The organism is Aeromicrobium sp. Sec7.5 (genome assembly GCF_036867135.1).
Lineage (GTDB): Bacteria > Actinomycetota > Actinomycetes > Propionibacteriales > Nocardioidaceae > Aeromicrobium.
In genome coordinates this window covers 1,155,857-1,181,446 of the sequence record NZ_JBAJIJ010000001.1, presented here as the reverse complement: position 1 = coordinate 1,181,446, position 25,590 = coordinate 1,155,857, and the positions used below count along the sequence as shown (strand labels likewise).

26 protein-coding genes and 1 pseudogene are annotated in these 25,590 nt (G+C 70.1%); 9 read left to right on the top strand and 18 right to left on the bottom strand.

Annotated elements, in window-relative coordinates:
• Nucleotides 1–32 precede the first annotated feature (32 nt).
• A complete protein-coding gene (locus V6S66_RS05985) occupies nt 33–263 on the bottom strand; it encodes a hypothetical protein (protein WP_334205832.1) in 231 nt (76 codons plus the stop codon).
• A 127-nt stretch (nt 264–390) separates the two neighbouring features.
• Here V6S66_RS05985 and V6S66_RS05980 point away from each other — a divergent pair, with 127 nt between their 5' ends.
• Nucleotides 391–2,055 (top strand): DEDD exonuclease domain-containing protein, encoded by a 1,665-nt coding sequence (locus tag V6S66_RS05980; protein ID WP_334205831.1) that lies wholly within the window; start codon nt 391–393, stop codon nt 2,053–2,055.
• Nucleotides 2,056–2,058: 3 nt separating this feature from the next.
• Here the strand turns inward: V6S66_RS05980 and V6S66_RS05975 are convergent, their stop codons facing one another.
• From V6S66_RS05975 to V6S66_RS05965, 3 genes are read right to left on the bottom strand one after another with little or no spacing between them, the layout of a single operon-like run.
• On the bottom strand, nt 2,059–2,334 hold the full coding sequence (locus tag V6S66_RS05975) for an Lrp/AsnC family transcriptional regulator (RefSeq protein WP_334205830.1): 276 nt from the start codon (nt 2,332–2,334) through the stop codon (nt 2,059–2,061).
• Between the two features lie 34 nt (nt 2,335–2,368).
• Nucleotides 2,369–3,406 (bottom strand): anthranilate phosphoribosyltransferase, encoded by a 1,038-nt coding sequence (trpD, locus tag V6S66_RS05970; RefSeq protein ID WP_334205829.1) that lies wholly within the window; start codon nt 3,404–3,406, stop codon nt 2,369–2,371.
• A 17-nt stretch (nt 3,407–3,423) separates the two neighbouring features.
• Nucleotides 3,424–3,840, bottom strand: coding sequence for a hypothetical protein (locus V6S66_RS05965; protein WP_334205828.1), 417 nt, complete (start codon nt 3,838–3,840; stop codon nt 3,424–3,426).
• A 24-nt stretch (nt 3,841–3,864) separates the two neighbouring features.
• On the opposite strand from V6S66_RS05965, the gene ctaE reads away from it, so the two are divergent.
• The 5 genes and pseudogenes from ctaE to V6S66_RS17015 form a co-directional block, all read left to right on the top strand.
• Nucleotides 3,865–4,503, top strand: coding sequence for an aa3-type cytochrome oxidase subunit III (gene ctaE / locus V6S66_RS05960; protein WP_442885895.1), 639 nt, complete (start codon nt 3,865–3,867; stop codon nt 4,501–4,503).
• Nucleotides 4,504–4,634: 131 nt separating this feature from the next.
• Nucleotides 4,635–5,477: a cytochrome bc1 complex diheme cytochrome c subunit gene (qcrC, locus tag V6S66_RS05955; RefSeq protein ID WP_334205827.1), complete on the top strand. Its 843-nt coding sequence runs from the start codon at nt 4,635–4,637 to the stop codon at nt 5,475–5,477.
• Nucleotides 5,474–6,547, top strand: a complete 1,074-nt coding sequence (gene qcrA / locus V6S66_RS05950) for a cytochrome bc1 complex Rieske iron-sulfur subunit (RefSeq protein ID WP_334205826.1) — start codon at nt 5,474–5,476, stop codon at nt 6,545–6,547. Before qcrC ends, qcrA begins: the two co-directional genes overlap by 4 nt.
• Nucleotides 6,547–8,250 carry a cytochrome bc1 complex cytochrome b subunit gene (gene qcrB / locus V6S66_RS05945; protein ID WP_334205825.1) on the top strand — a complete coding sequence of 568 codons (1,704 nt, stop codon included), beginning with the start codon at nt 6,547–6,549 and terminating at the stop codon, nt 8,248–8,250. The genes qcrA and qcrB overlap by 1 nt, the downstream gene beginning before the upstream one ends.
• Before the next feature lie 212 nt (nt 8,251–8,462).
• Nucleotides 8,463–8,694, top strand: a pseudogene (locus V6S66_RS17015) (IS481 family transposase); the annotation flags it as partial.
• A gap of 136 nt (nt 8,695–8,830) precedes the next feature.
• Here V6S66_RS17015 and V6S66_RS05940 read toward each other — a convergent pair.
• From V6S66_RS05940 to V6S66_RS05890, 11 genes are all read right to left on the bottom strand, one after another.
• Nucleotides 8,831–10,075, bottom strand: a complete 1,245-nt coding sequence (locus V6S66_RS05940; protein WP_334205824.1) for a L,D-transpeptidase — start codon at nt 10,073–10,075, stop codon at nt 8,831–8,833.
• A 91-nt stretch (nt 10,076–10,166) separates the two neighbouring features.
• Nucleotides 10,167–10,562 (bottom strand): cytochrome c oxidase subunit 4, encoded by a 396-nt coding sequence (locus V6S66_RS05935; protein WP_334205823.1) that lies wholly within the window; start codon nt 10,560–10,562, stop codon nt 10,167–10,169.
• A gap of 3 nt (nt 10,563–10,565) precedes the next feature.
• Nucleotides 10,566–12,344 (bottom strand): aa3-type cytochrome oxidase subunit I, encoded by a 1,779-nt coding sequence (ctaD, locus tag V6S66_RS05930; RefSeq protein WP_334205822.1) that lies wholly within the window; start codon nt 12,342–12,344, stop codon nt 10,566–10,568.
• Complete coding sequence (gene ctaC, locus V6S66_RS05925) at nt 12,344–13,171, bottom strand: aa3-type cytochrome oxidase subunit II (RefSeq protein ID WP_334205821.1); 828 nt, start codon at nt 13,169–13,171, stop codon at nt 12,344–12,346. Before ctaC ends, ctaD begins: the two co-directional genes overlap by 1 nt.
• A gap of 88 nt (nt 13,172–13,259) precedes the next feature.
• A complete protein-coding gene (locus V6S66_RS05920; RefSeq protein ID WP_334205820.1) occupies nt 13,260–14,255 on the bottom strand; it encodes a carbohydrate kinase family protein in 996 nt (331 codons plus the stop codon).
• A gap of 158 nt (nt 14,256–14,413) precedes the next feature.
• A complete protein-coding gene (locus V6S66_RS05915) occupies nt 14,414–14,788 on the bottom strand; it encodes a HesB/IscA family protein (protein ID WP_290580311.1) in 375 nt (124 codons plus the stop codon).
• A gap of 93 nt (nt 14,789–14,881) precedes the next feature.
• The gene (locus V6S66_RS05910; RefSeq protein WP_334205819.1) at nt 14,882–16,006 is read right to left on the bottom strand and encodes a glycerate kinase family protein; all 1,125 of its coding nucleotides are present in this window, start codon (nt 16,004–16,006) and stop codon (nt 14,882–14,884) included.
• A 29-nt stretch (nt 16,007–16,035) separates the two neighbouring features.
• Nucleotides 16,036–17,304 (bottom strand): aminotransferase class I/II-fold pyridoxal phosphate-dependent enzyme, encoded by a 1,269-nt coding sequence (locus V6S66_RS05905; RefSeq protein ID WP_334205818.1) that lies wholly within the window; start codon nt 17,302–17,304, stop codon nt 16,036–16,038.
• A gap of 42 nt (nt 17,305–17,346) precedes the next feature.
• Nucleotides 17,347–17,913: a PspA-associated protein PspAB gene (pspAB, locus tag V6S66_RS05900; RefSeq protein WP_334205817.1), complete on the bottom strand. Its 567-nt coding sequence runs from the start codon at nt 17,911–17,913 to the stop codon at nt 17,347–17,349.
• Nucleotides 17,913–18,824 carry a zinc metalloprotease HtpX gene (htpX, locus tag V6S66_RS05895; protein ID WP_334205816.1) on the bottom strand — a complete coding sequence of 304 codons (912 nt, stop codon included), beginning with the start codon at nt 18,822–18,824 and terminating at the stop codon, nt 17,913–17,915. Before htpX ends, pspAB begins: the two co-directional genes overlap by 1 nt.
• The gene (locus V6S66_RS05890; protein WP_334205815.1) at nt 18,799–19,470 is read right to left on the bottom strand and encodes a PspA/IM30 family protein; all 672 of its coding nucleotides are present in this window, start codon (nt 19,468–19,470) and stop codon (nt 18,799–18,801) included. Before V6S66_RS05890 ends, htpX begins: the two co-directional genes overlap by 26 nt.
• A gap of 80 nt (nt 19,471–19,550) precedes the next feature.
• Between V6S66_RS05890 and V6S66_RS05885 the strand changes: the two genes are divergently transcribed.
• Nucleotides 19,551–20,120 carry a DUF3043 domain-containing protein gene (locus V6S66_RS05885; protein ID WP_334205814.1) on the top strand — a complete coding sequence of 190 codons (570 nt, stop codon included), beginning with the start codon at nt 19,551–19,553 and terminating at the stop codon, nt 20,118–20,120.
• Nucleotides 20,121–20,302: 182 nt separating this feature from the next.
• Here the strand turns inward: V6S66_RS05885 and V6S66_RS05880 are convergent, their stop codons facing one another.
• Both V6S66_RS05880 and gcvT read right to left on the bottom strand, forming a co-directional pair.
• Nucleotides 20,303–20,497 carry a hypothetical protein gene (locus V6S66_RS05880; protein ID WP_334205813.1) on the bottom strand — a complete coding sequence of 65 codons (195 nt, stop codon included), beginning with the start codon at nt 20,495–20,497 and terminating at the stop codon, nt 20,303–20,305.
• A 34-nt stretch (nt 20,498–20,531) separates the two neighbouring features.
• Nucleotides 20,532–21,623, bottom strand: coding sequence for a glycine cleavage system aminomethyltransferase GcvT (gene gcvT, locus V6S66_RS05875; RefSeq protein WP_334205812.1), 1,092 nt, complete (start codon nt 21,621–21,623; stop codon nt 20,532–20,534).
• Nucleotides 21,624–21,659: 36 nt separating this feature from the next.
• Here gcvT and V6S66_RS05870 point away from each other — a divergent pair, with 36 nt between their 5' ends.
• Nucleotides 21,660–23,144: a leucyl aminopeptidase gene (locus tag V6S66_RS05870; protein WP_334205811.1), complete on the top strand. Its 1,485-nt coding sequence runs from the start codon at nt 21,660–21,662 to the stop codon at nt 23,142–23,144.
• A 306-nt stretch (nt 23,145–23,450) separates the two neighbouring features.
• Here the strand turns inward: V6S66_RS05870 and V6S66_RS05865 are convergent, their stop codons facing one another.
• Nucleotides 23,451–24,023, bottom strand: a complete 573-nt coding sequence (locus tag V6S66_RS05865) for a hypothetical protein (RefSeq protein ID WP_334205810.1) — start codon at nt 24,021–24,023, stop codon at nt 23,451–23,453.
• A gap of 109 nt (nt 24,024–24,132) precedes the next feature.
• Between V6S66_RS05865 and lpdA the strand changes: the two genes are divergently transcribed.
• On the top strand, nt 24,133–25,584 hold the full coding sequence (gene lpdA, locus V6S66_RS05860; RefSeq protein WP_442885894.1) for a dihydrolipoyl dehydrogenase: 1,452 nt from the start codon (nt 24,133–24,135) through the stop codon (nt 25,582–25,584).
• Nucleotides 25,585–25,590: the final 6 nt, after the last annotated feature.

The following is a 25,590-nucleotide window of genomic DNA, read 5'->3' as shown; positions in this document are numbered from 1 at the left end:
CCTTACGCGGGGGTGGGTGACGGCTTCAAATCTCAGGCGGAGTCGGAGTGGCGGTCGGGGATCGCCGTGACGTGGCGCAGCGGAGGGACGAGGCCCCCGTCGGCCAGGGCGTCCAGCGCCGCCTGCTCGTCGGCCGCGATCTCGATGCCCGCGGGCGGTGCACCCAGCAGGAAGGTGACGACGCAGTCGCCGCAGGCAGCCGGGCTGCGGACGACGCATCGGTCGCAGTCGACGACGACGGGGTCGTGGGATTCGGTGTCCATGTCGTGGACGCTAGGACCCTCCTCGGACACTTTCCGCGGAACGACGGGGAGTCGGCGTCCGGACGAGGCTCGTCGGGGCTCCCGGGCGTCGCCCTTCTGTCTGACCCGCCGCCTAGCGTGTCGTCCCATGGCCAAGGAAGCACGCTGGAGCCAGGCCGCTCTGGACGATCTCGGTCGCCAGCTCGCCGACGTCACGTTCTGCGTCGTCGACCTCGAGACCACGGGCGGCTCGCCGGCCAAGGGATCGCGCATCACCGAGTTCGGTGCGGTCAAGGTGCGCGGCGGCGAGGTCCTCGGTGAGTTCCAGACCCTCGTCAATCCCGACGAGTCGATCCCGGCGTTCATCACGGTGCTCACGGGCATCACCGACGCCATGGTCGTGTCGGCGCCGCGCATCGCCGAGGTCCTGCCGAGCTTCCTGGAGTTCGCCCGGGGCACCGTGCTCGTGGCGCACAACGCCCCGTTCGACGTCGGCTTCCTCAAGCACGCCGCCCGAGAGCTCGAGATCCCGTGGCCGAAGTTCGAGGTGCTCGACACCGTGGTCCTCGCTCGCCGCGTGCTCCTGAAGGACGAGGTCCGCAACGTCAAGCTCTCCACCCTCGCCGCGCACCTCGGCGCCACCACCACGCCCAACCACCGCGCGCTCGACGACGCGCGGGCCACGGTCGACGTGCTCCACCACCTGATCGGCCGGCTCGGCACCTTCGGGGTCCACTCGCTGGAGGAGACCCGCGAGTTCACCTCCACCGTCACGGTCGCCCAGCGCCGCAAGCGTCATCTCGCCGACAAGCTCCCGCACACGCCCGGCGTCTACCTGTTCCGCGACCGGCGCGACGAGGTCCTCTACGTGGGCACCTCGGGCGACGTCCGCACCCGGGTCCGCTCCTACTTCACGCGGGCCGAGACCCGCACCCGCATGGGCGAGATGGTGGGCCTCGCCGAGCGGGTCGAAGCGGTCTCCTGCGCCACCCGGCTCGAGGCACAGGTGCGCGAGCTGCGTCTGATCGCCCGCCACCGGCCGCCCTACAACCGGCGATCGAAGTTCCCCGAGCGCACGACGTGGCTGCGGCTCACGGTCGAGCCCTGGCCCCGCCTCTCAATCGTCGCCAAGGTCTCGCCCGACGCCCTGCACGTCGGACCCTTCCGTGGCCGCGCCGACGCCGTCGCCGCCCTCGACGCCCTGCACGAGGTGTTCCGGGTACGCCAGTGCACCCAGCGACTCGGCCGGGCTCCCCGCTCGTCGCCGTGCGTGCTGGCTGCGATGGGACGCTGCCTGTCCCCGTGCGACCAGGCCGTCACCCCCGAGCGGTACGCCGAGGAGGTCGAGCGGCTCCGCGCAGCGCTCGAGTCCGACCCGCAGGCCGTCGTCGACGCCCTCGGCCGCCGCATGGGCGACCTCGCCGCGCAGGAGCGCTACGAAGACGCCGCCGTCGTCCGCGACCGGCTCGCCTCCCTCGTGCGGGGCGTCGACCGCACCCAGCGCCTGCTCGAGCTCACCCGCGAGCCGGAGATCGTGGCGGCCTCACGGCGCGACGACGGCTGGGAGATGCACGTCGTGCGCCACGGTCGCCTGGCCGCGGCGGGCGTCCTCCCCCACGGCCGGCCGTACGAGCCGTGGCTGGCCCAGCTGCTCGCGACCGCCGAGACGGTCGCGCCGGCCGCAGGCCCGGCGCCGGCCTGCACCGTCGAGGAGGTCGAGATCGTGCGCCGGTGGTTGACCGCTCCGGGCGTCCGGCTCGTCAGCGGCACGTGGCGCTCCGGCTACCCGTCGGCGGCCCGCCACGTGCGGTGAGGCTCAGAGACCGATGCTGAAGGCCGCATCGAGGTCGTGCTGGCTCACGGTCCGGAACGCGATCTGCGTCTGCGTCGCCTCGACGCCCTCGACGGTGTTGATGCCGTCGGTCACGGTCGTGGCGACGCCGTCGATCGAGCGCACGCGCACCATGGCCACGAGGTCGAGGTCGCCGGTCACCGAGTAGACCTCGCTGACCCCCGGGACCTGCGAGATCTCGTCGGCGATGCCCGACAGGCGGGCGACGTCGGCATGGATGAAGACGATCGCGGTGATCACGGGCTCAGCCTACGCCGCGACCGCGCCCGCGGGTCTACCCGACGAGATCCTCGGTCGCGGCCGCCCAGCGAGCCAGCACGTCCCGCGCCCTGCCGGAGTCGATCGAGTCGCGGGCCCGCTCGATCCCCGCGCCGAGCCGCTCGACCAGGGAGCCGGCCTCCCCGGTGTGCGCGGCGATCCCGGCACCGGCGTTCAGCAGCACGGCATCGCGGGGCGCTCCGGTCTCGCCGTCGAGCACCCGACGGAACACGTCGGCGTTGTGGGCGACGTCACCGCCGGCCAGGGCACCGGCCGGCGCCCGGTCGAGCCCCAGGTCGGTCGGGTCCAGCGTCTCCTCGGCGACCGCGCCGCCGGCCACGACCCAGACCCGCGAGGTCGTGGTGATCGTGAGCTCGTCGAGACCGTCGTCGCCGCGGAACACCAGGCCGTCGTTGCCACGCTCGGCCAGCACGCCGGCCATGAGCGGCGCCATGCTCGCGTCGGCACAGCCGATCGCGATGGCCGCCGGCGAGGCCGGGTTGGTCAGCGGTCCGAGGAAGTTGAACGTGGTGGGGATGCCCAGGGCCGAACGCGCGGGACCGATGTGGCGGAACGAGGGGTGGAAGACCCGCGCGAAGCAGAACGTGATGCCGGCCCGCTCGTACACCTGGAGGATCCGGTCGGGCGGGACGTCGAGACGGACCCCGAGCGCCTCCAGCACGTCGGCCGAGCCGCTGGAGCTCGAGGCCGACCGGTTGCCGTGCTTCACGACGCCGGCGCCGGCGCCAGCGGCCACGACCGCGGACATCGAGGAGATGTTGACCGTGTTGGCGAGGTCACCGCCCGTGCCCACGATGTCGAGCACCCGGTCGGTGACCGTGAGCCTGACGGCCGACTCGAGCATCTGGTCGGCCAGCGCCTGGAGCTCGGCCCGGGTCTCACCCTTGGTGCGCAGCGCCACGGCGAAGCCGGCGATCTGCGGGTCCGAGGCCTGGCCGTCGAGGATCTCCCCCATCGCCCACCGGACGGCGGCGGGCTCGAGGTCGCGGCGGGCGGTCAGGGACGACAGGACGTCGGGCCACGTGTGGGTCATGGGCCCAGCCTGCCGTATCAGCCGCTGGCGACGACGTCGCGGACGACGCCGATGACCGTCTCCGCGAACGTCAGCGGATCGATCGGATGGCTCGCGACGGCGTCGGCGCGCGACCAGTGCGCGAGCCAGACGTCGCCGGGGCGACCCGTGACGACCACGACGGGCGGCGCCCGGAAGATCTCGTCCTTGATCTGGCGCGCGATGCCGAGCCCACCGACCGGGACCGACTCGCCGTCGAGGATCACCAGATCGATCCGTTCGGACGCCCGGGTCTCGTCGAGGTGCTGCAGCACGACGGGCTGCGTCGCGACCTCCACGAATTCCAGGGGCGGGAGATCGGGGTGGGGCCGGGGTCCCAGGGCGCGCAGCACGGCTTGACGGACGTCGCGGTCGTCGCTGTAGACGAGGACACGCAGGGGGCGGTCACTGGACACGTTCGGATCGTACATAATGAACGCGTGGCGACTACTTCCGCGATCCCCGCGTCCCGACTTCACGGCCAGGAAGGCCGCCCGTCCATGGTGACGGTCGGCACGATCATCTGGCTGGCCAGCGACCTGCTGTTCTTCGCGGCGTTGTTCGCCGCGTACTTCACGGTCCGCAACGTCACCCCTGAGCTGTGGGCCCAGGAGACCGAGCTGCTGAACTTCCCGTTCGCGGCGACGAACACCTCGATCCTGGTGGCGTCCTCGGTCACGTGCCAGCTCGGCGTCTTCGCCGCGGCACGCGGCAAGGCCGGGCGCAGCGCCGGTCTGCTCAACGTCCGCGAGTGGGGCATGCGCGAGTGGTTCACCCTCTCGTTCATCATGGGCGCGATCTTCGTGGGCGGTCAGGCCACCGAGTACGCCGAGCTCATCCACGAGGGCCTGACGCTCTCGTCGTCGGCCTACGGCAGCCTCTTCTACCTCGCGACCGGCTTCCACGGCATCCACGTCGTCGCCGGCTTGATGGCCTTCCTCCTGGTCATCGGACGCACCTTCGTGACACGCAAGTTCACCCACGAGCAGGCGATCAGCGCGATCGTCGTGTCGTACTACTGGCACTTCGTGGACGTGGTGTGGGTGGCGCTCTTCGCCTCCATCTACATCCTGCAGTGAGCAAGGCTCACCTAACCCCATTTCTGTGCCCGCGCGCGGCTACGCTGTAGCCAACGACATCCTGTAGTAGTGCGGTTACTCTGTAGCCAACGACATCCCGTAGTAGTCACGACATCGAAGTGAGGTACCCGGTGCGCACCTTGTCGACCCGGCGACGGCATCCACTGGCCGGCGTCTTCGTGATCCTGGGAGCGCTGGGTATCGCCGCCGTGCTCTACATGGCGTTCGCCCCCAAGGGAGCCACGGCCGACACGTCCTCGCTCGACGACATCGAGGCCGGACGCGAGCTGTTCGTCATCGGCTGCGCGAGCTGCCACGGCCAGAACGCCGAGGGCATCATCACCAGCAGCGGTGGCAACTACGGCCCGTCACTGATCGGCGTCGGAGCGGCCGCGGTCGACTTCCAGGTCGGCACGGGCCGCATGCCGATGGCCCAGAGCGCCCCGCAGGCGCCCCGCAAGACCCCCGAGTACAACGACGAGGAGACCAAGCAGCTCGCTGCCTACATCGCCTCGCTGGCACCCGGTCCGGCCATCCCGGAGGACGAGTACCTCGACGTCGAGGACGCCTCGGCCGACGAGATCAGCCTCGGTGGCGAGTTCTTCCGTACCAACTGCACCGCGTGCCACAACTCCGTCGGCGCCGGCGGTGCCCTGCCTGACGGTCGCTACGCCCCCACGCTCGAGGGCGTCAGCGCCAAGCACATCTACGAGGCCATGCAGACCGGCCCGCAGCAGATGCCGGTCTTCTCCGACGACGTCATCACGCCCGAGGACAAGCGCGCGGTCATCGCCTACATCAAGGCCGTCCAGGACCAGCCCAACTACGGCGGCTTCGGCGGCGGCGGCATCGGCCCCGTGGCCGACGGCGTCTGGACCTGGCTGTTCGGCATCGGCGGTCTCGTCGGCTTCGCGATCTGGATCGCGGCGCACGGCACCCGTTCCACCAAGAAGCCGAAGGGGGCCCAGCAGTGAGCGAGCTCGACACGCACGGTTCGAACCTCCCGGTCGCCGAGCCCATCGCCGACCCGGGACTCCCGGAGCACCACTACCGCGTCACCGACGTCGACGAGGCCCAGGCCCGTCGCACCGAGCGTCAGATCTCGTTGATGTTCGGGGTCGCGACGCTCCTGGCGATCGGCTTCTGCGTCGCGTACGTCACGGTCGACTTCGAGACCACGTTCCTCGGCTGGTCCGCCCAGAACTTCGCCCTCGGCGCCACCCTGGGCGGTGCGCTGCTGCTGATCGGCATCGGCATCATCCAGTGGGCCAAGAAGATCATGCAGGACCACGAGATGGTCGAGATGCGCCATCCGGCCAAGTCCTCCGACGACGACCGCATGGCGGTGCTCGACGACCTCAACGCCGGCATCAAGGAGTCGCAGATCGGTCGCCGACCGCTCATCCGCAACTCGCTCCTCGGCGCCGTCGGCGCGCTGGCCCTGCCGGGCGTCTTCCTGCTGCGTGACCTCGGTCCGCTCCCGTACGGCCAGGCCCAGACGGTCTGGAAGAAGGGCATGCGGGTCGTCAACGACATCTCCGGGCTGCCCCTGCGGCCGTCCGACATCGAGGTCGGCCAGCTCATCAACGGCGAGCCCGCCGTGTTCTTCCCCGCCGAGGGCGAGGAAGAGGCCGAGATCCACGGTCACGAGCTCCTCGCCGCCAAGGCCAAGGCTGCCGTCGTGGTGGTGCGCATGCGCCCCGCCGACATCACCCCGGATGCCGAGAAGGCCAACTGGGGCATCGACGGCATCCTCTGCTACTCCAAGATCTGCACCCACGTCGGATGCCCGATCTCGCTCTGGGAGCAGCAGACGCACCACCTGCTCTGCCCGTGCCACCAGTCCACCTTCGACCTCGCCGACAACGGCAAGGTCATCTTCGGCCCGGCGCACCGCCCGCTCCCCCAGCTGCCCCTGGGCCTGGACGAGCAGGGCTACATCATCGCGATGAGCGACTTCCCCGAGATCGTGGCGCCGAGCTACCCCGAGTTGGCGCGAGACCAGAAGAAGCTCGACCAGGAAAATGACCGGGACGGTGCGTAATGGCGACTGACACCTACACCCCCATCCAGGACACGAAGGGCGGCAAGAAGGCTGCCGGCCCCGTGGGCTGGATCGACGACCGCCTCGGCGTCGCCGGCATCGCGCGCAAGAACATGCGCAAGATCTTCCCCGAGCACTGGTCGTTCATGCTCGGTGAGATCGCGCTGTGGAGCTTCGTGATCCTGCTGATCACCGGCACCTTCCTGACCTTCTGGTACCAGCCCAGCATGGGCGAGACGATCTACAACGGCTCGTACGAGCCGCTCAAGGGCATCGAGATGTCGCAGGCCTACGCCTCGACCCTCGACATCTCCTTCGACATCCGCGGCGGTCTGCTGATGCGGCAGATCCACCACTGGGCGGCCGCGCTGTTCATCGCCTCGATGATCGTGCACATGCTGCGCGTGTTCTTCACGGGCGCGTACCGCAAGCCGCGTGAGGTCAACTGGCTCATCGGTGTCGGCCTGATCGCGCTCGGCATGATCGAGGGATTCGCGGGCTACTCGCTGCCCGACGACCTGCTCTCGGGCACGGGTCTTCGCTTCGTCGACGGCCTGATCCGGTCGATCCCGTTCGTCGGCTCCTACGTGGAGTTCTTCGTGTTCGGCGACGAGTTCCCCGGCGAGCTGATCATCCCGCGCCTCTACATGGCGCACATCCTGCTGATCCCGGCCCTGCTGCTGGGGTTGATCGCGGCCCACATGCTGCTGCTCGTCTACCACAAGCACACGCAGTGGCCCGGGCCCGGACGCACCAACGAGAACGTCGTCGGCTACCCGATGCTCCCGGTGTACGCGGCCAAGGCCGGCGGCTTCTTCTTCGTCGTCTTCGGCTTCACGGCCCTGTTCAGCGCGATCATCCAGATCAACCCGGTCTGGGCGTACGGCCCCTACAACCCGTCCGAGGTCACGGCCGGTTCGCAGCCTGACTGGTACATGGGCTTCTCCGAGGGCCTGGTGCGTCTGATGCCGGGCTGGGAGAGCACGATCTTCGGCTGGACCTTCAGCTGGAACGTCGTGATCCCGGGCATGGGTGGTCTGGGCCTGCTGTTCACGGCCCTGGCCCTGTGGCCGTTCATCGAGCGTTGGATCACGCAGGACGACCGTGAGCACCACCTGCTCGAGCGTCCTCGTGACGCGCCGACGCGCACGGCACTCGGTGTCGCCGCCATGACGATGTACGGCGTCGGCTGGGCCGCGGGTGGCAACGACATCATCGCGACGCAGTTCGGCCTCGACATCTACACGCTCACGCGGATCTTCCGGGTCGGGTTCTTCCTGTTCCCGGTCATCGCGTTCCTGATCGTGCGCCGGATCTGCATCGGTCTGCAGCACCGCGACCACGACAACGTGCTGCACGGCTACGAGACCGGTGTCATCGAGCGATCGCCCTCGGGCGGCTACGCCGAGCGCCACGCTCCCCTGCCGGCCGCGACGCAGTACGAGCTCACGGCGCGTCAGCGTCTGCCCCAGCTGGAGGGTGCTGCGCTGCTCGACGAGAACGGTGTCGAGAACCAGGAAGGTCGCAAGGAGCGTCTGCGGGCCCGCCTGCGGAACTTCTACTACCAGGGCGTGCTCGACAAGCCCACGGTCGACGACGTGCACCACGCCGAGGAGCACCTGTCGCACTTCGACGGTCACCCGAGCAACCGGGGCGACGAGTTCGGCGGCGTCTCGGACGCCGGTGTGCCCAAGTCGCACTGACGGTTACCAGCAACACACGCCGAAGCCCGGCTCCCCACTGCGGGGGCCGGGCTTCGGCGTTGCGGGCGGTGAGTGCCCCCACCACCTCCGGCGGTGAACCAGATGTACTCGGCGGGCACGGTGGTGACGATCGGGTCGTCAGTGTGCGAGCCGGTGGGCCACTCGGTTCCGCGCCGAGGGCCAGACCGGTCCGGTCGCCGCGTCCGCATCACGTCATCCGCGCCTCGAAGGCCACGACCCGCCGCTGCGAGCGCGAGATCGCGGGCGATCTGATTTACATCGACCTCACGAACGCCGGCCGGATCCCTGACGACGGCGGCTGGAAAGCGCACCAACGCAGCGAAGGCGTCCGAGGCCGGCGGCATCGGGTTCTGCGCCGTCCACGCGGCCGTCGACGACCACACGCGACTGGCCGGGGAGTTCTTCGCCGCCCACGGGGTCACCACAGGTCGAGCAGGCCGATCGACAGATCTTCCACTGGCCACACCTCCCGCGCCGAAGCCCTTGCACTGTGGGTACGGCTAGGACCCATCCCACGGACGCGAATGGGCCCGGGCTCACCGCACCGGGGCGGGAACCGTCAGGCGGGAGCCTGGTAGAGGGCGGAGCCCTGCTGGTACTGGTCCCACGACACGTTCCAGTCGGTCCACCCGTTGCCCGGCTCGAGCGCGCGGGACCCGTTCACGAAGTTGACCACGTCACCGCGCAGGGCGTTCGAGAAGACCTGTCCGGCGTTCTCGGTGCTCATGCCGACGCAGCCGTGGCTGACGTTGGCGCGGCCCTGCTGGCCGACCGACCAGGGAGCCGCGTGGATGAATTCCCCCGAGTACGTCAGGCGCATGGCCCACCGGACGCCCTCGACGCGGTAGTAGTTCGGGTCGCTGCTGTCGACGCCGGTCGTGGCGGCATCCATGTCGATCGACTCGTGCTTCTCCATGATGATCTTCGTGCCACCCCGTGTGCGGTGGCTCGAGTCGCCGGTCGTGACGGGGTAGGTACCGGCCGCCTGGCCGTCGCGCTCGACCGACATCGTGTGAGCCGTGATGTCGACGGTGAAGATGTTGGAGCTGCCGACCGCGAAGTCGATGACGCGACTCTCCTGTCCGTAGCGGCCGTCGCCGCCGGGCACGCTGTTGAGGTCTAGCTGCACCTGCACCGAGGTGCCCGCCTGCCAGTACTCCTGCGGCCGCCAGTGGGCCTCGGTGTCGCTGAGCCAGTACCAGCTCCCGGTCTGCGCCGGGGTGCTGGCCACGAACATGTGCGTCTCGAACGACGCGCGATCGGTGACGGGGTGGTCGAACAGCACCACGACCGGCATGCCGACCCCGACCGTCTCACCCGCCAGGGGGGCCACCGACGGGAAGATCTCGTCGTCCTCCGCCACCGCCATCGAGGTGAAGGTTCGCGTGAGGTCCACGGTCTCGCCGTCGTCGCCGACCGCTGTCGCCGTCAGGGTGTACGCGGTGGCCGGCTCGAGCCGATCCGAGGCGGCCCACGTCGTGCCGGAGACCTGCTCGTCGCTCGAGGGTTCGGTGGTGCTTCCCGTGGCGTCGGGGTCCACGGCATCGCTGCCACCGTCCTCGACGGGGGCACCCGCGATCACGCTGCCGTCGGCCGCCGTGAGCGCCACGGACTCGAAGGTGCCGTGCTGCAGCGACACCTCGACCACGGTCGCGACGTCGACGTCCGCCACAGCGTCATCGACGTTCGCGGCGAGGACGGCGGCCTCAGCCGAGTCCTGGTCGTCGCTCGAGCTCGATCCGTTGCCGGTGCAGCCTGACAGGACGAGCACGGCCGCCAGGAGGACGAGGAGTAGCTTCTTCACCCGTACATGCTACGTGCCGGATGCGAACCGCCCGCCATGCACGAGGTGCGGACGGGCGGGTGTCGCAGGACGGCTCAGTGCTGGTGGCGGCTCAGTGCTTGTGCACGCCGCGGTAGAACTCGAAGACCCAGCCCACGAGCGACACAGCTCCGACCGCGACGCCGATGATGAAGAGCCACCAGCCGAACACGACACCCAGCACGACGGTCGCGAACGACAGCCCAGCGAACAGCGGCCACCAGCTCGAGGCCGGGAAGAATCCGAGCTCGCCGGCGCCGTCGATGATCTCGGCGTCGCTGCGGTCCTCGGGTCGCTCCGGGATCTGTCCGGCCACGACGGCCAGGTAGAACCCGATCAGCACGCAGAGGAGCGTGGTCATGAGCAGCGCCACCGAACCGGTGGGGTCACTCGTGAGCACCCAGTAGATCGGGGTGATCAGCGCGAAGAAGATGCCACACGACGCGATGGTCCAGAGCTCGGCCTTCATGGGTCAGGACTCCCTGTCGTTCGAGGTGGGGCTGTTCGGCGTGCCCTCGGTGCCGGGCTTGCCCGCGACGTCGGGCGCATCGGCGAAGATCGACTGCTCGTCCGGGTTGTCCTGGAGCTCGAGCGCCGCGATCTCGGGGTGGTGCAGGTCGAACGCCGGGCTCTCGGAGCGGATGCGCGGCAACGAGTGGAAGTTGTGGCGCGGCGGGGGCGAGCTCGTGGCCCACTCCAGCGACCGGCCCCAGCCCCACGGGTCGTCGAGCCCGACCAGCGGGCTCTTGCGCGACTTCCAGACGTTGAGGAAGAACGGGATCATGGAGGCGCCGAGCAGGAACGCGCCGACCGAGGAGATCTCGTTCAGGGTCGTGAAGCCGTCGCTCGGGGCGTAGTCGACGTACCGGCGTGGCATGCCCTCGACGCCCAGCCAGTGCTGCACGAGGAACGTCAGGTGGAAACCGATGAACAGCAGCCAGAAGTGGATCTTGCCGAGCTTCTCGTCGAGCATGCGCCCGGTCATCTTGGGCCACCAGTAGTAGAACCCCGCGAACATCGCGAACACGACCGTGCCGAACACGACGTAGTGGAAGTGCGCGACCACGAAATAGGAGTCCGACAGCTGGAAGTCGAGGGCCGGCGAGGCCAGGATGACACCCGTCAGACCACCGAAGAGGAAGGTCGTGAGGAAGCCGAGCGAGAAGATCAGCGGGGTGTCGAAGGACAGAGATCCCCCCCATAGCGTGCCGATCCAGTTGAAGAACTTGACCCCGGTGGGCACCGCGATCAGGAACGTCATGAAGCTGAAGAACGCGAGGTCGACCGAACCCGTGACGTACATGTGGTGGGCCCACACCGCGACCGACAGGGCCGCGATCATCAGGGTGGCACCGACCAGCCCCACGTAACCGAAGATGGGCTTGCGGGCGAAGACCGGCAGGATCTCGGTCACGATGCCGAAGAACGGCAGCGCGAGGATGTAGACCTCGGGGTGGCCGAAGAACCAGAACAGGTGCTGCCACATGATGGGTCCGCCGTTGGCGGCGTCGAACACGTGGGCACCGAACATGCGGTCGGCAGCGAGCGCCAGGAGCGCCGCACCGAAGATCGGGAAGGCGATCAACGCCAGGAGGCTCGTGACGAGCGCGTTCCAGACGAAGATCGGCATCCGGAACATCGTCATGCCCGGGGCGCGCATGCAGAAGATCGTCGTCACGAAGTTGACCGCGCCGAGGATCGTGCCGATGCCGGCGAGGTACAGGCCCATGACCCACAGGTCACCACCGACACCGGGTGAGTTCACGCCGTCCGAGAGCGGCGCGTAGGCGAACCACCCGAAGCTCGCCGCCCCGGTCGGCGCCAGGAAGCCCGAGACCGTGATGAGCGCACCGAACAGGTACAGCCAGTAGCTGAACATGTTGAGCCGGGGGAAGGCGACATCGGGAGCGCCGATCTGCAGCGGCATGATGACGTTCGCGAACCCGAAGAACAGTGGCGTCGCGAACAGCAGCAGCATGATCGTGCCGTGCATCGTGAAGAGCTGGTTGTACGTCTCGTCGTCGACGAACGTGGTGCCAGGCCGGGCCAGCTCGGCGCGGATCACCAGGGCCATGACGCCGCCGATGATGAAGAAGGCGAAGGACGTGACCAGGTACATGTTGCCGATGACCTTGTGGTCGGTCGTCGTCAGGCACGTGATGATCTTCTGCGGCAGTGTCCTGCCCGCGATCTGGGGACCCGGCTCGACGTGAGCCTCACCGGTGTCGAACGCGGCGGTGGTGGTGGCCATCAGTCCTCGGCTCCTTCGGGATCCAGACCGGCGATCTTGTCGGCTTCCTCGGCACCGGTCGGTCGACCGATGTTGCCATCACTCTGGAGCGACTCGAGGTGCGCGTCGTACTCGGCGCGGGAGACCACGTTGACCTTGAAGATCATGCGTGAGTGATAGAGGCCGCACAGCTCGGCGCAGCGACCGGTGAAGGTGCCCTCGCGCGTCGGCGTGACGTCGAAGGAGTTCACCTTGCCCGGCACGACGTCCATCTTGAAGTAGAACTCGGGGATCCAGAACGAGTGGATGACGTCGGGCGACTTGAGGTCGAAGCGCACAGACTCGTCGACGGCGAGCCACAGCTCGGCCGGGTTCTCGGGGGTGCCGAAGTCGTAGACGTCCTCGCCCGCCGTGGTGTCCTCGTCGAGGTAGTTGAAGGCCCACTGCCACTTGGAGCCGACGACCTCGATCGTGTGGTCCGGCTCGTCGACCTTCTCGAGGATCGCGTTCTGGGCGGTCACGGTGTGGAAGAAGAAGACCGCGACGATGATGACGGGCGCGAAGGTGTACAGCGCCTCGATCGGGAGGTTGTAACGGACCTGCACGGGGATCTCGTCGTCGCTGCGTCGGCGGTAGCGCACCATGCACCACACCAGCAGGCCGAAGACCAGCACGAAGGTGACGGCCGTGGCGATCCAGGCGCCGAGCCAGAGGTCCCAGACGTACTGGGTGCGATCGCTTCCGGCCACCGGGAGCGCCAAGCGCTTGATGTCGGAGTCGTCGACAGGAGAGCAGCCGCTCAACACGACCGCTGCAAGGGCGAGAATCGCCAACTTCAATCGACCCACGGGGCGCCTTTCTGGTTCAAGATCGTCACGTGATGACAGGTGCACAGTACTCCAGCGCGCCCGCCGTCAGCAGATAAGTACATCCTATCTACGACAGGTTGTCGGAGATCATCAGGGCGCCACCGACACGCTCGGCCGCAGCATCACCGTACGCGCCTGCCAGGCGGGCCAGGAAGGCCTCCCCGTCGAGCGTGTACTCCTGCGTGCCGGTGGTCTCGACGACGCTGGCGGCGATGGTGCTGCCGATCTGCGCACACGTCTCGAGGTCGAGGCCGGCGGCGAGGCCGGCGAGGAATCCGCCGCGGAAGCTGTCGCCGACACCCGTGGGGTCGACGGCCACGACGTCCGGGATCGCGGAGACCTCGAGGCGGGTGCCGTCGGCGTCGATCACGGTGACGCCGTCCTTGCCTCGCGTGATGACCTGCACGCCCACGGCGGCCTTGACCTCGTCGGCGGACCATCCGGTCTTCTGCTCGACGAGGGCGGCCTCGTAGTCGTTGGTGAACAGGTACGCGGCGCCCTCGATGAGCTGGCGGATGAGGTCACCGTCGGCCCACGCGAGCTGCTGCGACGGGTCGGCGGCGAAGGGCAGGCCGATCTCCCGGGCTGCCTGCGTGTGGCGCAGCATCGCACCCGGGTCGTCGGGTCCGATGAGCAGCAGGTCGACGGGAGCCTCCGCGTGGAGCGCGGCGACGTCGATCGTGCCGGCCTCGGCCATGGCGCCGGGGTAGAACGTCACGATCTGGGCGTGCGCCTCGTCGGTCGTGATGGTGCACAGCGCGGTGTGCAGCGACGGCGAGACGTGGATGCGCGAGCAGTCGACGCCGGCCTTCTCGAGCCAGGCCTGGTAGCCCTGCTCGGCGAAGTCGCGACCCACCGCGGCCACGAGCGTCGGGCGCTGGCCCAGGTTCGCCAGGGCGAAGCTGATGTTGCCGGCGCAGCCACCGCGGCGGATGTCGAGGTCCTGCACCAGGAACGAGACGGACAGCTTGTCGAGCTGGTCAGGGACCAGGGAGTCCGAGAAGCGTCCGGCGAAGGTCTGCAGGTGGTCGGCGGCGATCGAACCGGCGATGGCGAGATGCATGGGGCGAGCCTAGACGGTCTTGCCGGCGCTGCAGACCGGTACCCGGAGCATGTCGGTGAGGCCACCACCCGCGGATGTCAGGACCCCGCCACGCAGAAGGCTCCCCGCACCACCGGTGGGTGGTGCGGGGAGCCTGTGCTGCGGAGCAGCTGGTGTGACTAGTGGAAGGAGTCGCCGCAGGCGCACGAGCCCGTGGCCATGGGGTTGTCGATCGTGAAGCCCTGCTTCTCGATGGTGTCCACGAAGTCGATCGTGGCACCGTGCAGGTACGGCAGGCTCATGCGGTCGACGACGACGTTGACGCCGTCGAAGTCGCGGATCTCGTCGCCGTCGAGCGTGCGCTCGTCGAAGAAGAGCTGGTAGCGCAGGCCCGAGCAACCGCCGGGCTGGACCGCGATGCGCAGGGCGAGGTCGTCGCGACCCTCCTGCTCGAGGAGGCTCTTGACCTTGGCGGCCGCGACCGACGAGAGCGTGATGCCGTCGGCCGGCGGGCTGGACTGGATCTCGACGTCGGTGCTGCTCTCGACAGTCATGTCATCTCCTGCGGTCGGGTTCGAGGTGTTGATCGGGTCAACCGCGCCTCGCACGATTCTGTTCCCGCTCCCGTCCATCGTACGCGCCGAACCTCAGGACGCGGGCGACCACGTGCGGGCGACCCGCTCGGCGAGCGACGCCAGGTGGGTGGCCGCGTCGCTGACCGCCGCCGCCTCCCCCACGACGTCGACGACCGCATAGGCGGACTCGACACCCATGGCTCGCATCTCGCGGGCTCCCACGTCTACGCGGCCCGCCAGCACGATGCACGGCCGCGCCTGACGGGCGGCAGCCTCCGCGACCCCGAAGACGGTCTTGCCCGACCGCGACGTGATGTCGTAGGCCCCCTCCCCCGTCACGACGAGGTCGGCGGCGGCGACGTGGGCGTCGATGCCGATCGCGTCCAACACGACCTGCGTGCCGGGTACCAGCACGGCGCCCAGGACGGCGAGTGCGAACCCGAGGCCGCCCGCCGCTCCGGCGCCCTCGACCTCGGCCGTCCGGCGTTGGGAGGGAGCGGAGCCGCAGACGGCGTCGACGAAGCCGTCGAGCAGGCGGTCGACCCGCCAGATCTGCTCGTCGTCCATGCCCTTCTGCGGACCGAAGGTCCGGGCCGCCCCGAACATGCCGAGGAGCGGCGCCCGGACGTCGATCGCCGCGACGAGCTCGACTCCGGCCACGCGCTCGCGCACCGCGGTGAGGTCGACCCGTGTGACCCCGTCGAGCGCCTCCGGCCCGCCGGTCAGGTCGACGTCGGCGGTGGCACCGAGCGCGGCCAGGAACCCGGCACCTGCGTCGGTCGTGACGGAGCCCCCCAGCCCGAGCACCACGCGGTCGGCCCCCAGGTCGATCGCGGCGCCCAGCGCCTCGCCCACACCGGCGCTGCAGGCGCGCAGGGGCGCCACCTCGGGCTCGAGGTCGTGGCCGCAGGCCTGGGCCGACTCGACGTGCACCGTGACCACACCCTGGTCGGACTCGGTCACCACGAGATCCACCGTGACCGGCGTCCCGAGCGGACCTCGTACCGTCACGGCCTCGACGCGGCCCCCGAGGGCCTCTGCCAGGACGCCGGAGAAGCCGGGGCCGCCGTCGGCGACGGGCAGGCACGTGACGACGTCGGCCGGCGCGTGCCGGTTCCAGCCCTCGGCGATCGCCGCCGCGGCCTCGGCGGCGCTCAGGGTTCCCGCGAACTTGTCGGGCGCGACGAGGACCCTCACCCGGGGACGATCACGTCAGGCCGACCGCGTCACGCGGTCAGGGTCTTCTCGGCGGCGGCGAGCAGCACGCACGTCGCGAGCGCCTCCATCGCGGCCTCGAGATCGGTGAGCGACGGGAACGACGGCGCGATGCGGATGTTGCGGTCGCGGGGGTCGGACTTGTAGGGGAACGAGGAGCCGGCCGGCGTCAGGGCCAGTCCGATGTCCTTCGCGAGCTGGACGACGCGGTTGGCGGTGCCGTCGGTCACGTCGAGGCTCACGAAGTAGCCGCCGCGGGGCTGCGTCCAGGTGGCGACGTCGTGAGCGGCGAGACGCTCGGTGAGCACCCGCTCCACGATCGCGAACTTCGGCGCGAGGATCTGCCGGTGCTGGTCCATCAGCGCCAGCACGCCGTCGGCGTCGCGCAGCAGGCGCGCGTGCCGGAGCTGGTTGACCTTGTCGGGCCCGATCGTGCGGACCGCGACGTGCTTCAGGTACCAGGCGATGTTCTCCGGCGATCCGCCGAGGAACGAGACTCCGGATCCGGCGAAGGTGATCTTGGAGGTCGAGGCGAACACGAGCGGCCGGTTCGGGTGGCCCGCGGCCGAGGACAGACCGACGATGTCGGGCGTCTTGACGCGCTCATCGGTGAGGTGGTGCACCGCGTACGCGTTGTCCCAGTAGATGCGGAAGTCGGGGGCGCCGGTCTCGATGGAGGCCAGCTCGGCGGCGACCGCCTCGCTGACGACGGCGCCGGACGGGTTGGCGTACGTGGGCACGATCCAGATGCCCTTGACCGCCGGGTCGGCGGCGTGCTGGCGCACCTGCTCGACGTCGGGGCCGTCCTCGTGGAGGTCGATGGGGATCAGGCGGAAGCCGAGGTGCTCGGCCAGCGCGAAGTGGCGGTCGTACCCCGGCGACGGGCACAGGAACGCGATGTCCTGGCCGACCCACGGCGTGGGCGACTCCGGCGTGCCGTGCAGCAGCGCGAACGTCAGCGTGTCGTGCATGAGCGACAGGCTGGCGTTGTCGGCCGCCAGCAGCTGCTCGACCGGCAGGCCGAGGAGCTCCGCGAAGATGCCGCGCAGCTCCGCCAGCCCCTGGAGTCCGCCGTAGTTGCGGGTGTCGGTGCCGTCGGCGGCGCGGTAGTCGGCGCCCGGCAGTGTCAGCAGGTCCGACGCGAGGTCGAGCTGCTCGGGCGAGGGCTTGCCGCGCGTGATGTCGAGCTTGAGCCCGGCCGACCCCAGGGCCGCGTAGGCGGTCTCCTGGTCGGTCTTGAAGGCGGACAGCTCGTCGGTCGTCAGGGACGTGAGGCTCACGTCACTCAACCTACAAGGAGGCCCGGACCCACGACAGGGGGCTCACGCCAGGTGCGGGGCGCCCCACAGGGCGAGCCAGCGGGTCAGGTCGGCCTCGACCGGGACGTCGTGGCCGACGATGCCGCGCACCTGGAGCTCGAGGGCGTTGTCGCGCTGCTGGGCGCCGCTCGGCGCGAACGGGTAGAACGTGCCGCGCTTGAACAGGTAGACCAGACCCAGGCGCCCTCCGGCCGGTGTCGTGAAGACGACCGTCGAGCACAGCAGCGAGCTGCCGAACCCGGCCTGGTCGAGACCGGAGTTGACCGCGTGGAGGTCGGTGCACAGGCCCGGGGCGTCGCCTGGACGGGTCACGGTGATCCAGTGGAACCCGAACGCGTCGTCGGAACGCTCGACCGTGGCGCTGCCGTCGAGTCGCACCAGCTGCTCGGCCTCGTCGATCGACACGTTGTCGGCATTGCCCTCGACGTCGCGGAAGCACACGCCGCCGGTGCCGGTGAACGTGAATCCCTGGGTCTCGAGCGAGATGACGGCCTGCGGCACCTGGAACAGGATGTCGAGATCGGCCTGCGGCGGCTTGCTGCGGCCGAGCAGGGAGTCGAGGAAGCCCATCAGTGCTCCCCCAGCTCTCGGGAGATCTGCTGCAGCTGGGCGATGCGCTTCTCCAGCGGCGGGTGCGTCGAGAACATCGCGGAGACCGAGTCGCGGTTGAGCGCCGGCGCGAAGAAGAAGGCGCTGACGGCCCCGGTGTCGCGCAGGTCCTTGGACGGGATGCGGGCCATGTCGCCGGAGATCTTGCTGAGGGCCGAGGCGAGCTGCGACGGCTTGCCCGTGATGTAGGCGCCCGAGCGGTCGGCGCTGAGCTCGCGGTAGCGCGAGAGCGAGCGGGTCAGCACGAAGCTGATCGCGTAGACCACGATGCTGACCAGGAAGACGATGAGGAAGCCGACCGCGCCGTTGCGGTCGCGCGACCGCCCCATCCCGAGGTACATGCCCCACCGGGTGATGAAACCGGCCAGCAGGCCGAGGGTCGACGCCACGGTCATGACGGTGACGTCGCGGTTGGCGACGTGGGCGAGCTCGTGGGCCAGGACGCCCTCGAGCTCCTCGGCCGTGAGGCGCTGCAGGATCCCGGTCGTGACGCAGACCGCCGAGTGGCTCGGGGTGCGGCCCGTGGCGAACGCGTTGGGGATGTCGGTCTCGGCGACGGCGACGCGCGGCTTCGGCATGTCGGCCAGGGCGCAGAGTCGGTCGATCATGGCGTGCAGCTCGGGTGCCTGGTGCGGCTCGACGACCTTGGCGCGCATCGACTTCAGCGCGAGCGTGTCGGAGAAGTACCACTGGCTCCAGGCCATGCCGAGCACGATGGCGAGCGCGATGACTCCGCCGCCGACGCCGCCGCCGTTGAAGAACACCGAGATCAGCACGGCGCCGAACGCGACGTAGAGCAGACCCAGCGCGAAGCTGACGCCGCCCATCCGCAGGGTCAGGCCCCGATCACTCCGGAAGCGACTTCGGGCCACGGGTGCCACCTTCCTCGAGCGTCTGCGGTGGGGCGCCGGCCTCCACGGACCCGCCCTCGAAGGCACGGTCCCAGCTCGCGGCGTCGGTGGGATCGGCGAGCTCGTCGTACGCCGCCGCCGTGGCCTCGGCCTCGCGCGTGTGGCGCTCGACGTCGTCGAGGTCGCCGGCGATCGCCCCGTGGTCGCGATTGATGCGGTGCATCTCGGTCTTCGCCGTGGCGGCGGACTCGCGGGCCACGAGGGTGTCCTTGCGGATGCGGAAGTCCTCGATCTGGGTCTGGACCTCGTCGGCGGTGCCGGTGAGGCGACGTTCGTCGGCCAGCAACGTGGCGTGGCGGTCGGTGAGGTCGGCGATCGCCCGGTCGGTCGTGACCTTGCGGGTCAGGGCCGATCGCGCGCCCTCGTCGTCGCCCGCGGTGACGCGCTCTTGGGCGGTGGCGTCGAGCTGGGCGGCCTGCTGCTGGAGCTTCTTCAGCTGGAACTCGACGCGGCGACGGTTGGTGGAGAGGTCGGCCAGGGCCCGACGCAGCTGCGCGAGCGTGGCCTGCTGGTCACGGACGGTCGTGTCCATGCGCTCGCTCCAGCCCGCGTCGCCGGTGTCGCGACGTGAGCGGGCGATACCGCGCATCCGGTCCCACAGCCCCATGCCAGCAGCGTACGGGGCCCGCGGAAGTTCCCGCGTGACGCCTCGACCGGCCCATGGGGCCCGCTCGATAGGGTGACGCCGTGACCGACGAGCAGACGCCCCCGCCCGAGCGCAAGAACCGGCCCACGCCGAGCCGCAAGGAGGCCGAGGCCGCCCGTCGCCAGGAGCGCCGCCCCGCCCTGACGCGCAAGCAGCGCGCCGAGCAGGACCGTCGGCGACGCCAGGAGATCCGCACCAAGCAGCGCGAGGCGCTCAACTCGGGCCGGGGCGACTACCTCCCCCCGCGCGACCAGGGTCCGGTCAAGGCGTACGTGCGCGACCACGTCGACCGTCGTCACAACATCGCGGAGTTCCTGCTCCCGACCCTGGTGTTCATGCTGCTGTTCAACATCTTCGGCCCGCAGTTCCTCAACGCGCGTGCCACGGCCACGATCGTGAGCCTGCTCTGGTCGTTCACGATCGTCGCCACCCTGTTCGACGAGGTGCTGCTCGTCCGCAGCCTCAAGAAGGGCATGCGCGAGCAGTTCCCCGACGTCGCCTCGTTCAAGGGCACGACGTCCTACGCGGTGCTTCGCAGCAGCCAGATCCGTCGCCTGCGCCTGCCGAAGCCCGCGATCAAGCGCGGCGAGCCCTTCAAGTCACGCTACTGACGGCTCCCGCTGGCTGACCAGCTCGCCCCACCCGCTGGTTGAGGTGCGAGTGCGCGCCAGCGCGCGAGCCTCGAAACCACCGTCACGCGGCGGGCTGAGGTACCCCTTTCGAGGCTCCTCGTTCCTCGTCGCACCTCAAGGGGCGGGGCTCCGCCCGCATCCCGCGGCTCTGCGGCGGCCGATCACTCGGGGCTGAGCGACATCGGGCCGTAGATCTCCTTCTCGCCCTCGAACAGCCGCACCTGGGCGACGCCGTCGTCGGCGAGCTCGCCGAACGCCTCGCCGATCCACGACTCCGCGTCGCCGCGGGCCTCGAAGGGGGCCGAGGTGCCGACCTCGGTGCCGTCGGCGTCCTCGTACTTCCAGGTCCAGGTCATGTCGATCTCCCGATGTCGGTGGGGTGGTGGGGGTTCAGCTGCTGGTCGAGGGGCTGACGAACGGGGGCTTGACCACCGTGAACGCCTCGGAACGCTTGCGCACGTCGACCGTGACCTGGGCGCCTTCCGGCACACCGGGGTCGAGCAGGGCCAGGCCGATTCCCTGGCGCAGCGTCGGCGAGAACGTGCCGGAGGTGATCTCGCCGATCGCCGAGCCGTCGACGTCGCGCACGACCATGCCCGGTCGGGGGATGCCGCGGCCGTCGGCGCGGAGGGCCCGCAGGGTGCGGACGGTCTTCTCGCTGCGCTGCTGTTCCAGGGCGGCCTTGCCCCAGAACTCGGGCTTGTTCCAGCCCACGGCCCAGCCGGTGCGGGCCATGACCGGGCTGATCTCGGTCGAGAGCTCGTGCCCGTGCAGCGGGTAGCCCATCTCGGTGCGGAGCGTGTCGCGGGCGCCGAGGCCGGCGGGCGCGATGCCGTGCGGCTCGCCCGCGGCGAGGACCGCGTCCCACACCGCGACGGCACCGGCCACGGGGACGACGAGCTCGTAGCCCCGCTCCCCCGTGTAGCCCGTGCGGCACACCGTGAACTCGTGGCCGTCGACCGCGCCGGGCTCGAACGACATGTACGTGTGGTCGCTCGGGAGGCCGAGCGCCGCGAGCACCTCGTCGCTCCGCGGGCCCTGGACGGCGATGACCGCGAGCTCGCGGTGCTGGTCGACGACCTCGATGCCTGCCGGCGCGGCGGCCTGGAGCCGGGCGACGACCGCCGCGGTGTTGGCGGCGTTGGGGATCAGGAAGACCTCGAACGAGCTGCGCAGGTACACGATGAGGTCGTCGATCGTGCCGCCGTCGTCGTCGCAGCAGAGCGAGTACTGCGCCTTGCCGGGCGCGATCCGGTCGAGGTCGGCCGTCAGGCAGCGGTTGACGAACTCGGCGGCCCCGGTGCCGCGCACCACGGCCTTGCCCAGGTGGCTGACGTCGAACACGCCCACGGCCTCGCGCACGGCCGTGTGCTCGCTGACGACGCCGGAGTACTCCAGGGGCATCTCCCAGCCGCCGAACTCGGCGAACTTCGCGCCGAGGGCGACGTGACGATCGTGCAGGGGCGAGTGGAGCAGATCCATGGCGGCCAACCTAGCGGCCCACGCTAGGTTGAGGTCATGGCTGCCCCGACCGGAAACAGCACCGTCCGCACCGACCTCCCCACCGTGTCCCTGAGCACGGCCCAGCCGCTCACCGCCAAGGCCGACGTCCTGGTCCTGGGAATCCGTGGCGATCAGGAACGCGAGGGCGTCGCCGACGCCCTCGACCTGCTGGGCTTCTCGGGCAAGGACGACGAGATCGTCGTCTTCCCGGCGGGTGATCGCGCCTCGGCCGGAGTCGTCGTGGCCGTCGCGCTCCCCGCGGAGCCGACCGCGAGCGACCTGCGAGCCGCCGCGGCGCGCGGCGTGCGGCGTGCACCGAAGGGCTCGGTCGCCGTGGCGCTTCACCCGGCCAGCATCGAGGACACCGTCGCGATCGCCGAGGGCGTCCGGCTCGGTCGCTACCGCTTCACGGCCTACCAGACCTCGTCGTCGGAGGACGCGAGCGGACCGGCCGAGCACGTCGTGCTGAGCTCGTTCGCCCGGCAGTCGGCCGCCGGCCGCGCGGTCGAGGAGGCCGAGGCCGTGACCGATGCCGTGGCGCAGGCCCGCGACTGGGTCAACACGCCGCCCGGCGACCTGCGTCCGCCGACGTTCGCCGACGCCATCAGCGCGCTCACCGCCGACGTCACCGGGTCCGCGGTGAAGGTCGAGGTGTGGGACGAGAAGCGTCTCGCCAAGGAGCGGTGCGGCGGCATCCTGGCCGTGGGCCGCGGCTCCGAGACCCCGCCGCGCCTCGTCACGCTGTCCTACGCCCCCCGGGGCGCGAAGCAGCACCTCGCGCTCGTCGGCAAGGGCATCACGTTCGACTCCGGCGGACTCTCGATCAAGACCGGGCCCGGCATGGCGACGATGAAGATCGACATGGCCGGTGCTGCCGCGGTCGTCACCGCGACGCTCGCGATCGCGAAGCTCGGCCTGCCGATCAAGGTCACGGCCTACGCCTGCCTGGCCGAGAACATGCCCAGCGGCACCGCGACGCGACCCGGCGACGTGCTGACGATGCGCAACGGGTCCACCGTCGAGGTGCTCAACACCGACGCGGAGGGCCGCCTGGTCCTCGGCGACGGTCTCGCCCTGGCCACCGAGACCACGCCCGACCTCATCGTCGACGTCGCGACGCTGACCGGCGCCTGCGTCGTGGCCCTCGGCGAGCGCACCAGCGGCATCCTCGGCAGCGACGACGCCACGATCGACCGCCTGGCCTCTGCCTCCGGCACGGCGGGTGAGCCGATGTGGCCACTGCCGATCCCGACCGAGATCACCGCGGCGGTCAAGACCTCCAAGATCGCCGACCTGCGCCAGCACAACCCGAAGCCCTACGGCGGCACCCTGTTCGCCGCGGCCTTCCTGCGCGAGTTCGTCGGGGACGTCCCGTGGGCCCATCTCGACATCGCGGGGCCGTCGTTCAACGACGGCGCGCCCTACGGCGAGATCCCCAACGGCGGCACCGGCGTCGCGGTCCGCACCCTGGTGCAGCTCGCGCGCGACCTGACGGCGTAGGTCTCCGGCCGCTCCCGCGGCTCGGATCTCGTCCTGGGGCCCGCCGTCGTCGAGGACAAGCGGCCACGGACCAACGCGGGGGCCGGGACGCACGATGATGCATCCCGGCTGTCCGAGCGACCGCCGTGCATCATCGCTGGTCTCCCGGGAACGGACACCGATGCATCTGGGTGGCCCCAGCTACCGCGATGCATCATCGTCGGTCCGGCGGCGGCCACCTGCCGGCGCTCGCGACCCCGCTCGCCTGGTCCGTGGCCGCTTGTCCGAAACCACGCTGGGCGGAAAGACGGTCGGAAGTACCGCGCCCTAGTTGTCCAGCCCCAGGACCCGCGCGGCGCTCTCGACCTTGTCCCATGCGTCGCGCTTGCCCTCACGACGGTCCGGGTGCGCCTTGGCACGCGCCTGGCGCCAGAGGTGCACGAGCTCGTCGCGGGTCGGGTCGTCCGGCAACGGGTCGACCCCGGCCAGGACCTCGAGCGTCATCATGGCCGCCTGCTCCTGGGGAGTCTGCGACGGCGCGGGCGTGGCGTTGACCGTGCCACGGGCGGTCGGGTTGAGACGCTGGCGCTGGTCGAAGTCGCGCATGCGCTGCGGGTACCCGACGAGGTTGGTGTCGTAGATCGGCACGCCGAGCTTGCGCGCGACGTCGCCGGCCACCTTCGGCGAGGCGACGCGGCGGCGCGTCCACTCGCCGTCACCGGCCACGAAGACCACCGTGGTCTGCGTCACCGACGTCGCCGGCTCCACGAACGCCTCGACCCCGGACCGCGACCGGGCGAACCCGCGCAGGTGCTCGAGGTCCGCGCGACTCGCGTCCCGGTCCGACACTGCGGCACCCGACGCCGTCCGCGAGCCCTTGCGCCTGCTCCACCAACCCATGGCAGACAGTGTGCCGGACGGGCGGTCGAGAAGTGACTCCGGAGTAGGTGCGACACCCCTCCAGCCCCGCTGCGCGCGGTCACCCGCCGAGTGCAAAGATGGCTGTCAGGTGAGTGAATCACCACTCGACGACGACGCTTCAACGGAGGACATCGTGGCGGACGCCCCGAACGGCCCTGGCACCTACGACATCGTGATCCTCGGCGGCGGGAGCGGCGGCTACGCGGCCGCACTTCGCGCCAGCCAGCTGGACCTGACGGTGGCCCTGGTCGAGAAGGGCAAGCTCGGCGGCACGTGCCTGCACAACGGCTGCATCCCCACGAAGGCGCTGCTGCACTCCGCCGAGGTCGCCGACGCGGCCCGTGAGTCCGAGACCTTCGGCGTCAACGCCTCCTTCGACGGCATCGACATGAAGGGCGTCAACGCCTTCAAGGCCGGCGTCGTCGAGAAGCTCTACAAGGGCCTGCAGGGCCTGATCAAGTCCGCCAAGAACATCACGGTCGTCGAGGGCGAGGGCAAGCTCGCCTCGACCAACCCTGACGGCGGCGGCGTGGTCGAGGTGAACGGTGAGCAGTACACCGGCAAGAACGTGATCCTCGCGACCGGCTCCACCGCCCGCACACTCGGCCTCGACATCGGCGGGCGCATCGTCACCTCCGACGAGGCTCTCGAGATGAGCGAGGTTCCCGATCGCGTCGTCATCATCGGCGGCTCGGTCATCGGTGTGGAGTTCGCGAGCGTCTGGAAGTCGTTCGGCGCCGACGTCACGATCATCGAGGGCCTGCCCACGCTCGTGCCGCTGGAGGACCCGTCACTGAGCAAGCAGCTGGAGCGCGCGTTCCGCAAGCGCAAGATCGCCTTCAAGACCGGCGTGAAGTTCAAGAGCGTCGAGCAGAACGACTCCGGCGCGGTCGTCACGCTGGAGAACGGCGACACGATCGACACCGACCTCGTGCTCGTGGCCGTGGGCCGCGGCCCACGCAGCGAGGGCATGGGCTTCGAGGAGGCCGGTGTCGAGGTCGACCGCGGCTGGGTGCCCACCAACGAGCGCCTCGCCACCAACGCCAAGGGCGTCTTCGCCGTCGGCGACCTGGTCCCCGGCCTGCAGCTGGCCCACCGCGGCTTCGCGCACGGCATCTTCGTGGCCGAGGAGATCGCGGGCCTCAACCCGCCTCCGGTCATCGACGCCGGGGTCCCGCGCGTCACGTACTGCGACCCCGAGCTGGCCAGTGTCGGCATCACGGAGCCGCAGGCCAAGGAGAAGTACGGCGAGGACAACGTCGAGATCGTCGAGTACAACCTCGGCGGCAACGGCAAGTCCCAGATCCTGCAGACCGCCGGCAGCATCAAGCTCGTCCGCGAGAAGGACGGCCCCATCGTGGGCGTCCACATGATCGGCACCCGCCTCGGCGAGCAGGTCGGCGAGGCCTCGCTCATCGTCAACTGGGAGGCCTACCCCGAGGACGTCGCGCAGTTCGTGCACGCGCACCCCACCCAGAACGAGTCCCTCGGCGAGGCCGCACTGGCCCTGGCCGGCAAGCCCCTCCACTCCCACGCCTGAGCCGGC

Coding starts and splice junctions, on each gene's coding strand:
- V6S66_RS05985 (WP_334205832.1), bottom strand. CDS start 263: ATGGACACCGAATCCCACGACCCCGTCGTCGTCGACTGCGACCGATGC.
- V6S66_RS05980 (WP_334205831.1), top strand. CDS start 391: ATGGCCAAGGAAGCACGCTGGAGCCAGGCCGCTCTGGACGATCTCGGT.
- trpD (WP_334205829.1), bottom strand. CDS start 3,406: ATGACCCACACGTGGCCCGACGTCCTGTCGTCCCTGACCGCCCGCCGC.
- qcrB (WP_334205825.1), top strand. CDS start 6,547: ATGGCGACTGACACCTACACCCCCATCCAGGACACGAAGGGCGGCAAG.
- V6S66_RS05935 (WP_334205823.1), bottom strand. CDS start 10,562: ATGAAGGCCGAGCTCTGGACCATCGCGTCGTGTGGCATCTTCTTCGCG.
- ctaD (WP_334205822.1), bottom strand. CDS start 12,344: ATGGCCACCACCACCGCCGCGTTCGACACCGGTGAGGCTCACGTCGAG.
- V6S66_RS05920 (WP_334205820.1), bottom strand. CDS start 14,255: ATGCATCTCGCCATCGCCGGTTCGATCGCCGCCGACCACCTGCAGACC.
- V6S66_RS05915 (WP_290580311.1), bottom strand. CDS start 14,788: ATGACTGTCGAGAGCAGCACCGACGTCGAGATCCAGTCCAGCCCGCCG.
- pspAB (WP_334205817.1), bottom strand. CDS start 17,913: ATGGGCTTCCTCGACTCCCTGCTCGGCCGCAGCAAGCCGCCGCAGGCC.
- V6S66_RS05890 (WP_334205815.1), bottom strand. CDS start 19,470: ATGGGGCTGTGGGACCGGATGCGCGGTATCGCCCGCTCACGTCGCGAC.
- V6S66_RS05880 (WP_334205813.1), bottom strand. CDS start 20,497: ATGACCTGGACCTGGAAGTACGAGGACGCCGACGGCACCGAGGTCGGC.
- gcvT (WP_334205812.1), bottom strand. CDS start 21,623: ATGGATCTGCTCCACTCGCCCCTGCACGATCGTCACGTCGCCCTCGGC.
- V6S66_RS05870 (WP_334205811.1), top strand. CDS start 21,660: ATGGCTGCCCCGACCGGAAACAGCACCGTCCGCACCGACCTCCCCACC.
- V6S66_RS05865 (WP_334205810.1), bottom strand. CDS start 24,023: ATGGGTTGGTGGAGCAGGCGCAAGGGCTCGCGGACGGCGTCGGGTGCC.